Annotated in this window: 21 protein-coding genes and 1 pseudogene; 2 read left to right on the top strand and 20 right to left on the bottom strand. The window is 37.8% G+C overall.

Features of this window, described 5'->3' with window-relative positions; translation table 11 throughout:
* Window positions 1-90: 90 nt before the first annotated feature.
* The 8 genes and pseudogenes from NYE45_RS11765 to NYE45_RS11730 all read right to left on the bottom strand — a co-directional run bounded on the left by NYE45_RS11765 (window position 91) and on the right by NYE45_RS11730 (window position 4,509).
* Window positions 91-558, bottom strand: a complete 468-nt coding sequence (locus NYE45_RS11765) for an NUDIX domain-containing protein (protein WP_340016746.1) — start codon at window positions 556-558, stop codon at window positions 91-93.
* 20 nt (window positions 559-578) lie between these two features.
* On the bottom strand, window positions 579-1,391 hold the full coding sequence (locus tag NYE45_RS11760) for a serine hydrolase (protein WP_340017355.1): 813 nt from the start codon (window positions 1,389-1,391) through the stop codon (window positions 579-581).
* Between the two features lie 103 nt (window positions 1,392-1,494).
* Window positions 1,495-1,970 (bottom strand): annotated as a pseudogene (locus NYE45_RS11755) (GNAT family N-acetyltransferase).
* A 95-nt stretch (window positions 1,971-2,065) separates the two neighbouring features.
* Window positions 2,066-2,524, bottom strand: coding sequence for a GNAT family N-acetyltransferase (locus NYE45_RS11750; protein WP_340016745.1), 459 nt, complete (start codon window positions 2,522-2,524; stop codon window positions 2,066-2,068).
* A complete protein-coding gene (locus NYE45_RS11745) occupies window positions 2,521-3,090 on the bottom strand; it encodes a hypothetical protein (RefSeq protein WP_340016744.1) in 570 nt (189 codons plus the stop codon). Before NYE45_RS11745 ends, NYE45_RS11750 begins: the two co-directional genes overlap by 4 nt.
* Window positions 3,087-3,629, bottom strand: coding sequence for a GNAT family protein (locus tag NYE45_RS11740; protein WP_340016743.1), 543 nt, complete (start codon window positions 3,627-3,629; stop codon window positions 3,087-3,089). The genes NYE45_RS11745 and NYE45_RS11740 overlap by 4 nt, the downstream gene beginning before the upstream one ends.
* Before the next feature lie 2 nt (window positions 3,630-3,631).
* A complete protein-coding gene (locus tag NYE45_RS11735; RefSeq protein ID WP_340016742.1) occupies window positions 3,632-4,156 on the bottom strand; it encodes a GNAT family N-acetyltransferase in 525 nt (174 codons plus the stop codon).
* On the bottom strand, window positions 4,153-4,509 hold the full coding sequence (locus NYE45_RS11730; protein ID WP_340016741.1) for an NIPSNAP family protein: 357 nt from the start codon (window positions 4,507-4,509) through the stop codon (window positions 4,153-4,155). The genes NYE45_RS11735 and NYE45_RS11730 overlap by 4 nt, the downstream gene beginning before the upstream one ends.
* A 448-nt stretch (window positions 4,510-4,957) precedes the next feature.
* Between NYE45_RS11730 and NYE45_RS11725 the strand changes: the two genes are divergently transcribed.
* Window positions 4,958-5,545 (top strand): SMI1/KNR4 family protein, encoded by a 588-nt coding sequence (locus NYE45_RS11725; RefSeq protein ID WP_340016740.1) that lies wholly within the window; start codon window positions 4,958-4,960, stop codon window positions 5,543-5,545.
* Between the two features lie 108 nt (window positions 5,546-5,653).
* On the opposite strand, the gene NYE45_RS11720 is transcribed toward NYE45_RS11725, so the two are convergent.
* The 8 genes from NYE45_RS11720 to NYE45_RS11685 form a co-directional block, all read right to left on the bottom strand.
* On the bottom strand, window positions 5,654-6,184 hold the full coding sequence (locus NYE45_RS11720; RefSeq protein ID WP_340016739.1) for an AAA family ATPase: 531 nt from the start codon (window positions 6,182-6,184) through the stop codon (window positions 5,654-5,656).
* A gap of 12 nt (window positions 6,185-6,196) precedes the next feature.
* Complete coding sequence (locus NYE45_RS11715; protein ID WP_340016738.1) at window positions 6,197-6,682, bottom strand: N-acetyltransferase family protein; 486 nt, start codon at window positions 6,680-6,682, stop codon at window positions 6,197-6,199.
* 74 nt (window positions 6,683-6,756) lie between these two features.
* Window positions 6,757-7,107 carry a DUF952 domain-containing protein gene (locus NYE45_RS11710; protein WP_340016737.1) on the bottom strand — a complete coding sequence of 117 codons (351 nt, stop codon included), beginning with the start codon at window positions 7,105-7,107 and terminating at the stop codon, window positions 6,757-6,759.
* A 32-nt stretch (window positions 7,108-7,139) separates the two neighbouring features.
* Entirely contained in the window at window positions 7,140-7,670 is a 531-nt protein-coding gene (locus NYE45_RS11705; protein WP_340016736.1) for an AAA family ATPase, read from the bottom strand.
* Between the two features lie 82 nt (window positions 7,671-7,752).
* Complete coding sequence (locus NYE45_RS11700; protein ID WP_340016735.1) at window positions 7,753-8,289, bottom strand: GNAT family protein; 537 nt, start codon at window positions 8,287-8,289, stop codon at window positions 7,753-7,755.
* A gap of 38 nt (window positions 8,290-8,327) precedes the next feature.
* Window positions 8,328-8,612, bottom strand: coding sequence for a hypothetical protein (locus tag NYE45_RS11695; protein WP_340016734.1), 285 nt, complete (start codon window positions 8,610-8,612; stop codon window positions 8,328-8,330).
* An 82-nt stretch (window positions 8,613-8,694) separates the two neighbouring features.
* Entirely contained in the window at window positions 8,695-9,141 is a 447-nt protein-coding gene (locus tag NYE45_RS11690) for a GNAT family N-acetyltransferase (RefSeq protein ID WP_340016733.1), read from the bottom strand.
* Window positions 9,142-9,332: 191 nt separating this feature from the next.
* Window positions 9,333-10,169, bottom strand: a complete 837-nt coding sequence (locus NYE45_RS11685) for an aminoglycoside phosphotransferase family protein (RefSeq protein WP_340016732.1) — start codon at window positions 10,167-10,169, stop codon at window positions 9,333-9,335.
* A gap of 204 nt (window positions 10,170-10,373) precedes the next feature.
* Between NYE45_RS11685 and NYE45_RS11680 the strand changes: the two genes are divergently transcribed.
* Complete coding sequence (locus tag NYE45_RS11680) at window positions 10,374-10,823, top strand: DUF1569 domain-containing protein (RefSeq protein WP_340016731.1); 450 nt, start codon at window positions 10,374-10,376, stop codon at window positions 10,821-10,823.
* On the opposite strand, the gene NYE45_RS11675 is transcribed toward NYE45_RS11680, so the two are convergent.
* From NYE45_RS11675 to NYE45_RS11660, 4 genes are all read right to left on the bottom strand, one after another.
* Entirely contained in the window at window positions 10,803-11,429 is a 627-nt protein-coding gene (locus NYE45_RS11675) for an HAD-IA family hydrolase (RefSeq protein ID WP_340016730.1), read from the bottom strand. The two genes, NYE45_RS11680 and NYE45_RS11675, sit on opposite strands and share 21 nt — an antisense overlap.
* A gap of 5 nt (window positions 11,430-11,434) precedes the next feature.
* The gene (locus NYE45_RS11670) at window positions 11,435-11,902 is read right to left on the bottom strand and encodes a DinB family protein (RefSeq protein WP_340016729.1); all 468 of its coding nucleotides are present in this window, start codon (window positions 11,900-11,902) and stop codon (window positions 11,435-11,437) included.
* Between the two features lie 54 nt (window positions 11,903-11,956).
* On the bottom strand, window positions 11,957-12,754 hold the full coding sequence (locus NYE45_RS11665; RefSeq protein WP_340016728.1) for an AAC(3) family N-acetyltransferase: 798 nt from the start codon (window positions 12,752-12,754) through the stop codon (window positions 11,957-11,959).
* A 65-nt stretch (window positions 12,755-12,819) separates the two neighbouring features.
* Window positions 12,820-13,362, bottom strand: coding sequence for an AAA family ATPase (locus tag NYE45_RS11660; protein WP_340016727.1), 543 nt, complete (start codon window positions 13,360-13,362; stop codon window positions 12,820-12,822).
* Window positions 13,363-13,414: the final 52 nt, after the last annotated feature.

The following is a 13,414-nucleotide window of genomic DNA, read 5'->3' as shown; positions in this document are numbered from 1 at the left end:
GTACTAGTGACTTGATGAGTCCCTTCTTCTTATCCACCAGTTTTTTTTCATCTCCTATAGTTCCAAGACAGAGTTCTCCTCCAACTAAAACTAGCTTATTTTAATTAAAGGTAACTCATTCGAAACATTTATTTCGATGTTGTACTTCTTAAGCTCATGGTTCTCAAGTCCACTCCATCTGTCCGAGAACTGATAAAACATATCTCCGAAGTTCATCCCTTTAGGTAATACATCCACAAGCTTTATTTCATCAATTTCCGACTCCGGTAAGCTCTCGAGCAATTTAACCTCAGCATAAAAGACCATACCAAAGCTCCCATTCCATTCATATACTCCATAAGGTGTTAATTCAAAACGCACTGCGCCTGTCTCTTCATAGAGTTCTCTGCTAGCAGTGTGTACAATGGTTTCCCCTATTTCTTTGTTGCCTCCTGGGATCTCCCAACCTCCTCTTTTCCTATTTTTTATGATGATGAATTTATTGTTGTACTTCGCGATCATAACTGCAAATTTTATTAACTCTGAATCAAGTTCATCTAGATCAAACCAGTGGCCCATGTTATCTCTCCCATAAACAACTATTCTTTCAGAATATAATTTTTAAACCAGTGAAGTGGTAACAAGTTATCATCGGATATAATCGTTGTGAATACCGCAACCAATCCTCGCTCTTGGTTAACAAAGATATATTGCCCTCGTCCACCGCCCATACCCATAGCATAAAACGTTTTATTTTTAGCACCTTCTTCCTTGATGTTTTTCATTATGCGCCAGTGGTAGCTATATAAGGTTTCGGAAGTAAGAGAAGGACTTACACTTCTAGCAATCCAGTCAGCAGAGATGAGTTGTTTAGAATTCCACTTCCCATTCTGAGCGTATAACATTCCAAACTTTAGCATATCTTCAATTTTCATTCGCAAACCAAAACCACCTATGGCAATCCCTTGTGTATCCTGATACCAATGGAAATCGTTAATACCTAGAGGTGCAAATAAGTTCTTTTTTGCAAATTCCGAAGTGTTCATACCAGTCGCCTTCTGTAATATGGCGCTAAGTATATGAGAACTTCCGCAACTATATTTCATTTGGATTCCTGGTTCGAATTCAACAGATTGTTCAAGAACAAATTTTGTCCAATTCTTAGATGGAATCATCGCTTCATTCCCCGGATAGTGCAAGCCCGAGGACATCGTTAATAGATGCTTAATCGTAATCCCCTTTTTGCTGTCATCCAGATCGTTAAAATAATACGCAATTGGAACATCCTCATTCTCAATGTAACCCTGCTGTATAGCGATTCCCATCAATGCGGAGAGCACACTTTTTGTAATTGAATTCACTTTATGTTGTTTTTCTTTCGTTTTTCGATTTCGATAATATTCATATTGAATTGAGTTTTCTCGGTATATGATGCAGCTCTCCGCTTTATTTCGTTTTATCTCTCTTTCGAGATCATAAAATTCAGTGATATAAAAGACTCCCTTCTCCTATGATTTAAAGCTCCAATACGGTTATTAACTCATCATGACAGATTTCGCCGTTGTCTACGAAACCAAAGCTTTCATATAATTTCTCGCACTGACATTTTCGGGACTATAGGAAATCCAGCAATATTGTGCAGGTCCAGCTGGGTATGTACGAATATATTCCAAAATTTCTACCATAGCTTGTCGTCCATATCCGCGGTTCTGATATTGATGATCAATCATTAGTCTCAGAATGCAATAACTACTATCTGCGATAGAGGGTAGATCATATCCGGTAATGCCATAGGTAATCATCACAAATCCTACCGGTTGATCTTCCATATATATAGCAAAAGGAAATGGATGACCTCCATTTTGCGAAAGAACATAACATGAGGCTACACTCGACAGATTGGAGGCCACGAATTGCCGTTGATCATCCGAGACCTCCAGATTAAATATGGCACGACGATTATCCAGCGTAATTTTTCTCAAACTAATCATCTTATCACTTCCTAGTTTTGTTTTGTTCAGCCAGATATTCATCTATCTTACCAAATGCTCTATAACCTTCTTCATATAGATATAATGCTGAGTCTTCATTCTATTGCCAACCTGTAGATCACTTCATCATCTGAATTGGTTCTATTCTCACTAATGAAGGACATGCTCTTATACAAATTTTGTGCTATTTCGTTATCCCGTTCAACCGTTAATGAAATAACCTTGCATAACGGATGCTTTTTCGTGATGTAATCTAAAATGGCTCTTATAGCACGCTTACCCATTCCTTTACCTTGATCGGATTTATCGATTTGAAAACCACCAATCCAGTAATTATCTGTACTATCTGGAGTATAACTTAGATAAAAGAAACCAAATACCTTCCCATCGATCTCAAGTATGTAAGGATCAAATGCTTCATCCCACGGTTTTATATAGGCGTAAGCGATCCCCTCAATAACGGACGGAACTAATGACGCTTGGTGTTCATACAAAGAGATTTTCAGCGCCTTTTCCCAATTCTCTCGTGTGACTGGTTGTATCTTTATATTCACCACTGTATCTCCTCTTTCAACAATCCTTGTTTGATTCTAACGTTCTTTTCAATTTCACTTACAACCACTTCCAAATGATGTTCAATCAACTGTATTACTTGTTTTTTATTCTTTGTAATTGTTGCAGTCTTATGGTTTTCGTTAATTGTACATATAACTTCTTCTATATTATATTGATGGTTCCATTTCACAATCATCTTGCATAAGTTCTTGAAGGACTGCTTGTAATTCCACGGTTGCAAGCCCATTCTGGACAATACAAACCTCTTTATAATTCGATAATCTCTGATGAAAACATTTGGATTTAATACAAAAATCAAATCTGCTTCCTGGATGGACTTAATTGTCCAATCTTTGCACTGCACTCCTTCTATGATCCAAGCCTCTGTACTGACAATAGATTGGATCGAGTCATCCCTAACACTTTCAGGATATCTCAGATTTTCGGCACTTCTGTCCCAGATGAGATTGTCTAATTCATAAGAAGGAATACCGTATTTATCCGATAATTCTTTGGCTAATGTTGATTTCCCACTACCGCAAGATCCAATAATTCGTATTTTCATACATAATCTTTCTTCAAAAATGCATAGAGGACATTATCAACAAATCGGTCTTTCCAATAATAATTCTCTTTTAATATGCCTTCTTCACTAAAACCAATTTTCTTAAGCAATTCTCTTGATCCCGTGTTCTCCGGCTCTACAAAGGCTTCAATCCTGTTTAATTCAAGGTTATTAAATCCATATTCAACGATTTTCTGAGCAACCTCGGTCATATAACCCTGTCGCCAAAACTCCGGTGCTAACTCATATCCCAGCACAGCTTTATGATGTTGTTTCAACCAACCATGAAATCCGCATGTTCCAATAACTCTACCGTCCGACTTCAAAGCGATTCCCCAGCGAATGACCTGACCATTTTCGAATCGTTCTTTCCACCTTTGTATGAGATCTTCTGCTTGCTTCGTATTCGTAAAAGTTTCTACATCGTAGAATCTTGTAACTTCATCTGAAGAAAAAATATGAAATATGTCTTGGGAATCACTCTGTCTAATCTCTCTTAGCAGCAATCTTTTGGTTTCTAGTTCAGGATATGGAGTCATATTCACTTCACCTCAATCGAGTAAACTGCTACATTTTTCCCTATGATGTCTACATCCTTCTCGTGTTTCATGCCATTCTTTTGCGCGACTTTCATAGAGCCCACATTGCCATGTTGAATTAACGATATTAATCGTCTCTGTTTCAAGTGATCCATACCGTATTCTTTCCATGCTTTTGCTTGTTCGTATCCGTAACCCATTCCCCAATGTTGCTCTACAACCCAATAACCGACTTCAAGCTCATCCGTGCCTTCAATGATTTGAGGAATGAGTCCAGAGGTACCAATTAGCTTGTTATTCTCTTTATTGAATGCGAGGAACAGCCCCTTATCGTCTTTATTCCAGTTAATGAACTTTTCTAGACTTTGCATGGTTTCTTCCTTCGTCCAGGGTCCTCCATGTCTTATAAACTTCATCATATTCGGTTCACTTGTCATCTCAAAAAGTAAATCAAAATCATTTTTGGTATATTTCCGAAACATAAGTCGTTCTGTCTCCATCATTCTCTCAGCTCCTTTTGTATTCACTTCAAAATCGTTTGTTCGCGATCTACTGTCGATGTGAAAAACGCTTGCCTTTTCTCGTCACGAATTACTTCTTTATACCGATGTCTTCCAATCTGATCAAAACGGGCTTGAACTCGCTTTACGTGTTCTGTATCTGATTTTATCTTTTTCTCAATCTCTTCGTATTGTTCAAGGGTATCGTATTCCCACATCGCAAAAATTTCGCTGGTTTCATCGTCGATTGGTGTGTGCCATCTCCCAATAAGTCTTGATCCGTATTTTAACTGTGATGTCAGCAAAATATCATTAAATAGAGCGTTCAACTCTTCTACAAAAGAAGTCGCAATAATATAGGTTATTCTCCGATATATCATGATCTTCCCCCTCATATGATGTAATCGTATTCATTAATTTTCAAATATTATAGAAGATTTTCATTCACTCACATCCTGGTTGTTGAGCTAGTGAGTAGAATCCAAATAAAACGCCTATCTTATTTATTAAAATTGTCGTGCAGCATATGTAATGACAATGTATTCCGCTCCTCTATATCGTTACTATAAAACTAAGCATTCCAATTACTTACATAATTGTACTACGAAAGCATGGGAGGGTCTATCCAACCTTAGCAGTTAATCCCATACACCTTTATCACCAGACCTAAAATTAAACCTTGTAGTTGCCAATAAACTAGAGAAAAATGATAAACTGATCTTAGGATACAGAACATATTGTAATGAGAAAGATTTTTCATACCAACGAAGTACTTTTACTTTATCTGCGTATAATTGCTTTATATTTTATGACTGGGAGGTCAACATAATGGATTTGGTGAACAAATTTTTAAATGGATTGAGAGCATCATTATCAACAGAAGAACTTGAAGAACTAAATACAGCGAGCGGTGCTACACAAGAAGATATAACTACATTAAGATCAAAATATCCAAATTGTCCAGAATCACTCATCGGTTTACTTGAAAATATTGATGGTACATATTGGAGGAAGTACGGAGATAAAGAAATTACGGTTTGTATTCTAGGCTCAGATGTTGGAGAAGGTAGATATCCATATTACTTACTCTCTACCCAACAAATGCTCGAAAGTTCAAAAAATGAAGAAGACGTCTCTTATCTTTTAGAATACGAAGGTGAAGAGGATGCCGTTGACTCTAAGATCAATCGTGAAGGGCTTCTTCCAGAAAAATACATTCACTTTTCAGACTGTATGAATAATGGTGGAACATCCAGACTTTATATTGATTTTAACCCTACTGATGAAGGTGTACGTGGTCAAATCGTTCGCTTTTTGCACGATCCTGACGAATACGTAGTGATTGCAAACAGCTTTGACGAGTATTTACAGGGGCTTGTTGACAGTAGTTTTGCTTTTCTAAACGAAGAAGAGTAACTTCAGTAGGTTTGTATAAAGTTAAACATAAATTGGTTTAGATGAATAAAGAGACAGCTTTTTCGCTGTCTCTTTTACAATCAATCATGCAAAGTGACGAGGTACGGATTATTTCAATCGATATTTTTCGTTATTTATAATTTCACTTACTATTTCAGGTAGTTGTTCTTCTGTGAAATGATTAGTATACAGCTTGTTATCTACTTTCACATCCAGATTATTTTCAAACTCATCAAGCAGAATTACACTTCTTTCTTTCATTTGATACTCTTCTGCTCTCAAGCGATCTCTACGAATAATGGTTTGACGATCAACCATGAGTACAACATAAATTATGCGCACATTATAGTCTGCTAATTCTGTTAATAATCCATTAACGTCTTCCGGAAAAGCTACATAGTCCAAAACTACATCGTATCCATAATCCAATAGATTTTTCACTATACTGGCTATGTTTTTCCAATTTAAGTCGTGTGTATCCTTATCAAGCCAAGGTTTACCTCGCCCTTTAACTGGAAAGTGACTAACCGCATCTCCAGAAATGTATGCACTTTTTTCTAAAGTCTGAACCAGCAGCTTTGAAGTTGTAGATTTCCCTACTCCAGCGGGACCAGATATAATATAAAGGTTTGTACTCATTTCCTATTCTCCTTACAAGATCTTTTGGAAACTTCCAATATCCAGTTTTCTATCAAATTTATATCCGATCTCTTTAAATAGAGCACATTGCTCATATCCATTTCTCTCGAATAATGATTTACTTCTGGTATTCTCCATGCAAATCGTCGCAATTAACGTATGGAATCCTTGTTCTTTTGCAACCTTCTCAATAAAACTTAATGCTTGTTTCCCCAAGCCTTTTCCCAAAATGTCGGGCTTTAGATATATGGTGACTTCTCCGCAAATATCATATGCCTGTTTACTCTTATATTGGGTGATCAGTACATAGCCCATCATTAGATTGTTTTCAAGGATTACGTAAGTTTTATAACGCGTATCCTTGTTCATCACAGAGGTTTTAATCTGATCAAGATCTAATTCTTCCGTATGAAACGAAATCGTTGTATTCAATACATAATAGTTATAAATAGCTCTAATTTCAGGGAGGTGCTGCTCGGTTACTTCTTCAAAAGTCACTATCGTCAATTACCATCCATCCTCTTCTGTTCATTTTCTTCAAATGTATCAGCGTCTATCTAAGAGATCCGAACTCACTGCATTCTCTCTAAATCAGGAGGTAGCGAAAATCTCCCTTCTTCATTAGGCTCAAAATCATATGTATGAACTACCGCGTCTAGGTTTAACTCACCGTAAATATGAGGATATTCCCTGCCTTCATTATACAGATCTTCCCATACAACTTTGGATTTTATTTTAGATGCATCCAAGCCAAGTAATACTAACCCCTTTGTCCCATGGTAATTATAATTAGCCACAGCTACAATCTTATCCACGGGTGAGCAATGAATGAAACCTTCCTTTTCTAAAGACGTTGCTCTGTATACCCCATTGATCAAAGCATCTTCCCATTCTTTTCTTAAGAGTACATGTACAATCATCATCATAAAACCCTCCTATTAAAAACAAATGGTATTTACTTAGATAGGACCTTCTTCAATATAATATCTATGATTTCAATGGTCTCCAGATGATCTGTAGCAATGTGAGTTTGAAATTGTTCATTCTTAAAAGCCTCAATACACTTTGGTGCTTGTTGATACTGCCAGCCTCCATATTCATCTCCACGTTTAGCCAACCGATGATAAATTGTCTCTTCTGTAGCCGTTAGGCAAAAATGATGAATGTCCTGATCGATCTCTTTAAACCCGCTATAGATGTAATGAAAGTTTTCCTCTTTATAGATGGTCATGGGGATGATTAAGTGTTTGTTGTATTTCTGCTTTACTTCCTTAGCTGTCTTTACGGTTAGAATTCTCCACAGTTCGATATCTTGAAAATCATCCGTCCGTTCCCTCTCCTCTCTACAATTCTCCGGAAGAAGTTTTCTGAGCATATAACCTATTTCTTCAGGATCATAGATCATACTGTTGGCAACTAAGGGCTGAAGTGCTTCTGCTGCCGAAGTTTTTCCGGAACCAAATGCTCCGTTAATCATGATGATCATTTCATCACTCCCAATCTAAATGTTACAAAAGAGCACAACCCTGGAGTCGAGATTTTACTCGCATAGGTATGCTCCTTCTGCATTAAGTGGCGTTTATTCTTCTCCATTCATCTTCTAAAATGCTCATCTCGATTAGATTCCAGAATGTATCTTCATATCTTCTAGCATCGCGAATAAGTCCTTCTTGTACAAAGCCCGCTTTCTCATAACATCGGATGGCTGATGCATTAAAATCAAAAACGCCCAGACTGATCCGATGCATGCCTTCCTCTTCAAATCCAATTCGTAGTGCCTCATCGATCATTTGCTTCCCATACCCTTTACCCTGATATGGCTTGCCAAGGAGCACCTTACCAATGCGCCCTGAACGATTATATCGATCGATACCACCCAGAGTAATATGGCCCACAATCTCCTGAGTCGATTCATCCACCACTTTATATATGAACTTATTCGAAGTGTTCTTATCATTCGCACCATCCAAATAATCAGATAGTTGTTCCCTGGAAAGTGGATAATGAAACTGAGGCCCGGCCCACTGGAGCAGAAACGCTTCATCCCCACTCCATTCGATCAGTTGATCAAAATCTTCCGGTTCAAAGTATTGGAATGTAATCATGTATATCTGCCCCTTCCTTTTTTATGTTATATCATATACTACTTCTGTCCTCTTGTATCATCATAATTATGAGCTTCATCAAACGCTCTGTTTCTTAAATTCATTTCACGAATGTAGTTTCGGACAACATTCATTTTACTAATTAAGCAGACGACCCCACCCAGAATACATATCGCCCCAATCCAATAATTAAGTTCAAAATCCACTTGATAATCAATCGGAGTATAACTGCCAGCTGCCGCTGACTGAAATGCCGCATAGCCTAATTTTGGAATCACCTCTTCAATTATTTTTGAGATCGTAATAATCACAATTCCTAACATAATATATACTAATGAGAAAATGATTTGTAAATGCTTCAGGACAATCAACCTCTCTACGATCCAAATCGCGTGTGTTTTGGCTCTACTTGCAGCTTAGAAACCAAACGACTTCGCCATCGATTAGTCCATCATTTACTCTGTGAAAACCAAGTGATTCATATAGCCTCCCTGCTATACCATTTTCCGGCCTATGTCCAATCATGATTCGTTTGCAATTCAGCGATTCTTTCATTAGATCAATTAACTTCCTCAGCGCTTCTCTTCCATAACCTCTGCCCTGATATTTTGTATCTATCATTAAAGCAAGAAGCCAATAGTTATCCTCATGATCCGGCTTATCGGAGTACACAGCAAAACCAACCAGATCGGAAAAGAAATAGATGGCCATGGGGCGAAAGTCTGTCACGACCTTGGTTTCAGCAATCCAATATACCACTGGCACGGGAAAACTTTTCTTCTGTTCTTCAGTTACATTTAGTTGAGTGCAAGCATACCAGTTATCCACAGACAATCTTTTTAAATGAATCATTGTTTGAAATTCCTCCTCGTGAAAATTACACAGAGGAATCCCTCGGAACCCTTCCTTGGGTCCTCTACGCTAGACTAAAACACCTCTGGCAACTCCATTTCTTCTACTCATATTCATATTGTTTCTCATACGACATCACTCCTCTCACATTGTTATGTAAACCTCTTGCCACACGGGCTATCTTACACGTTTTATACAAAACGAGTCTGTAAAGTCCACGCCAACCTCCGTAGCCATTCGGCCTTTACATCTGCATTTGCGTACTTGATTCGATTTATTATATGTATCACTTTGGATGTTGAATAAGCCTTGATTAAATCGTTTGTTATTGGAAGATCTGAATGTTCTTTATACGCGTTCAAGAAAACTTCTGACAGTTCCTTAGCGAAGTGCGGATAATGAAGATTCACAAACCATATGACCCATGCAACATCATACAAGGGATGGCCCCATGCTGCCCATTCCCAATCAATAATATGCATCGAATCATTGGAGATAAGTACATTATGCGGCCCGTAATCTCCATGAATTAAGGTTGATTTTCCTGTACCCGGTACACTAAGAACATGTTCGACCAATTTCTTCAAATGGTCAGGAACAAGATCGTGCTCATCACCTTTGGGATCAAACAGGTTCATAAGCGGCAAATCCAATTCATAATTATCCCTGATGAGAGAGTGTACGTCTCTGGCTAGAAATGTTCCAAGTCGCTCAAATATTGTTCTCCGTTGATTTAGGTCCCCTTGTTCTAGAAACTCTTGACCATTAAGACCAGGAACGTAATCCATGATCACGAATAGCAATTCGTTTTCTTCAAAATAATCATGAACTCGAGGAGTCATTCCAGCACTGTCTAAAAAGGTTAGACAACTAACTTCTGTCTTAGCATCTATATTTTTATTACTATATATTTTTGCAATGACTAATGGATTCGAACCTTCAAGTAACAGTGTAGTATTGGTATAGCCACCCGTAAGTTTAACTATCTTTATATTATCGAATTTTTGTAATAAAATATCGTAAATCACTTGAGACGTTCCTCCTTTCTACTTTTTTGCCATAACTCGCTGTAAATCACTCCTAACTGGAGAAACAAAAAAATCTATTCATTGTTAAATCGAATTAAATTGGTTAAAATACCCATACTATCATATTCTCGATTTCAAACTTCCGAAACCTTTAATCGCTATGGAAAAGTGAAATCAAAAAAGATAGATGATTGGGGTGTTCTTATGAAAAGTATCTTTAATAAAACCCATGCTGCAGAAATCGTGAAGCGTATTGATCGACTCTGTGCGAATACCAAACCTGAATGGGGTAGCATGCAGGCTGCTCAAATGCTGGCTCACTGCTCGGCATTTCAAGACATTCCCATGGGGAACGCTTTTCCACCTAGAGGATTGCTGGGGAGGTTCGTTGGGAGGTTTGCCAAATCGATGTTTTATAATGAAAAGCCATTACCTCATAATATGTCGACCATCCCAACAATTATCATAGAAGACAACAGAGAGTTTATGGTAGAGAAAGAGGAACTGAAACAAAAGATTGCAACTTTCCAACGTGGTGGTCCAGAAAAATGCTCCACTCACCCTCATCCTTTTTTCGGTAAATTAACACCTGAGCAATGGGGTATAGGCATCTATAAACATTTAGATCATCATCTAAAGCAATTTGGAGTGTAGTTTGTTTATCCAATTACAATGTTCATCTGCAAGTATTGTAGTCCACCCAAGAGCTTTCGCAGATTTCAAATTTTTCTCTTGATCATCTATAAATAAAACCTCTTCTCCAACAGGCAAAAAGGAGTCAACAAGTTTGTATATCTCAATTTCAGGTTTGCATAAACCAACTTGATTAGAGATCGTTACACTTTTCGCAAATTTGTTAATACTACTCATATTCGGCTTTATCCATTCCTTGCAATGATTGCTTAGTAGATGAATATCAGCAAGTTTACTCCATCCTTCAAGACATTGAGTAGCCGGTAACGGAACTATTGCATTTAATATTATTTCCTTAGCTCTGTTTAATGGTACCGTAGGATATGTCTCGATTAACCATTCCCAAAACTGTTCTTCTTTCATACTTCCCATCCAAAGCTCTCTTTTAATGCCTTTGAAATGCTCTTTCAATGTATCTGAGGATAGATTATATTCCTCAGCCATATCTTCCCAGCAAGTAGCTGACATGTTACTTAACAAAACACCTGCGATATCTAAAACAATTTGTGGCCTGCCTTTCATTTTGTCATCTCCCGGATTAAAACGATTAAACTGTGCCTCTTTCATACCCTTTATGCTCTTAGGCTACTAATATATTCCTTTAACGGTGTCATATGATGTTGGTCATGCCATATAAAATCTTCAAGGTATTGAGGAATATAAAATACGTTGCCTTCGGCGTCCAAATACGTTTGATGTATCTGTTCTTCCGATAATACACTGATGTCATTAATGATTTTTAGGCGATAAGATATAGCCTTTTCAACAATTTCTCTCGTTTCAGTGCTGTTTCCGTATGCAATAGCTTTGCAATTAAACTCATCAAAATCCAAGTGCTTCACAGTAACCTGTTTTTTCAAGGCGATCTTTCTAATAGCCTCCTCGTAAAAATATTGATCCCATAACATCATATGACTCACGATTGATTTTATCGTCCACTTCCCTTCTTCGATGCTGGCATTCCATATCTTCTCATCGAGAGTTATCATCTTCTTTACAAACAACCCCCACTCTTCGAAAGATTGAATTCGTTGTTCCATTTCGTTGGTCATTATTAGACATTCCCTTCTCGTGAAATAGTGCACCTCATTAAATTAGCTCCTTCTCCGATTCATCCAGCCCACAGCATAATCTACCATTTCTCTATGTGGTATCAGATAACTCACAGCTTTTCCTACCAGGCCCTCTGTTACACTATTAGTGTTCATGTTAAACTCATCAAAAATCTGATCAAAATCATCCGATTCATTATTAATATCATTATACGTGACCCATTGTTCATGCTCCTCGATCAGCATTTTCACTCCCCACACTTTTGGCTTAACAAATGTATTCTGCTGTCTATACTCAGCCAAATGTAAGGATGTATTACTATTCGTTGGAGCACCAAGTAATAGAATATACCCGCCTAGCTCGTAGACCTTGCCTAATGGGGAAGTTACGCTCAATGCATAATCCAGCTTATGATCTGCTGTTATTTGTTCAGCTTTTTTACCCCAAGCAGCAAATGACATATGAGGATGTGAGCTTCGGAACACATTATTTTGCTTTCTGAACACCTCTGGAATAATCCCCATATACGAAGTCGGCGTCAGATCAGGATAATAGATAGGCATGTTTTCTTTTATAATCTTGATTTCCTCTACAGTTAGGTCACCACCATCATGTATTGTGGGCTCACACAAATGTTCAGTTTGAGTCGGCATCACAATATTTCCGTTCTCTCCCACGGCTTCTTCTAAAGCTAGAATGATACTTACAGGCCCGCCTACAACTTTCCCTATGGATTTCAAGGAGGAGTGGACGATTAACGTCATACCCTCACTGATTCCCATTCGTCTTAAATCATCAACAATGCTTTTTCTTGTTTGTATCGCAATTGAAGCCTTCATTTTATCCCCCTAGATAATTAAAAAGCTGGAATACCATGTTATTGGATGCCCAGCTTCGTTGTGTATTATTTGTTAGTTTCCAATGTTCCATGACGTGGTTTGAATAGGGAAGTAATAATCATTTCTGCACACTCTTCCGGTGTATTCACACTCGTATCAACCGAATAACTATAGTGAATGTTGGGTGCCATGATTTTATTTTGCTCATCGGATTGATCTTCTCTTCGATCCCCACGTTCGATATTCCGCTGACGACAAATGTCCAAAGGACAATATAACTCAACGATATCCAATGGGTACCCGTCAAAAATGTTTTTGACTTGTTCATAATGTGGCGTGAGCTCAGGTCTTTCGACAAGTATGCCATCGATCAGAACATGCTTCCCGCTATCCGAAAATAACTTTGCCGTGTGATACATCATAATGATGGCTTCACTCAAATACTTCCAGTAATCTGTTTGAAGATGTTTATCTCCAATTGTATTTTCAAAAAGATCATTAGCTACAACGTAGAAAAATGGATCAGAGTAGTCTTGCAGTGCTTCTACGATTGAAGTTTTACCAGAGCTGGTTACACCGTTCAAAAATATAATTTTGCCTTTTTCCATCGTAATCATCTTCCTTTTACATAGATTTGATACTGCTCCATACCAATGAGCA

It is taken from the genome of Paenibacillus sp. FSL K6-1318, assembly GCF_037976905.1.
Classification (GTDB): domain Bacteria; phylum Bacillota; class Bacilli; order Paenibacillales; family Paenibacillaceae; genus Paenibacillus; species Paenibacillus amylolyticus_A.
The sequence above is the reverse complement of the archived record's forward strand: the minus strand, read 5'-3'. Positions and strand labels throughout refer to the sequence as shown.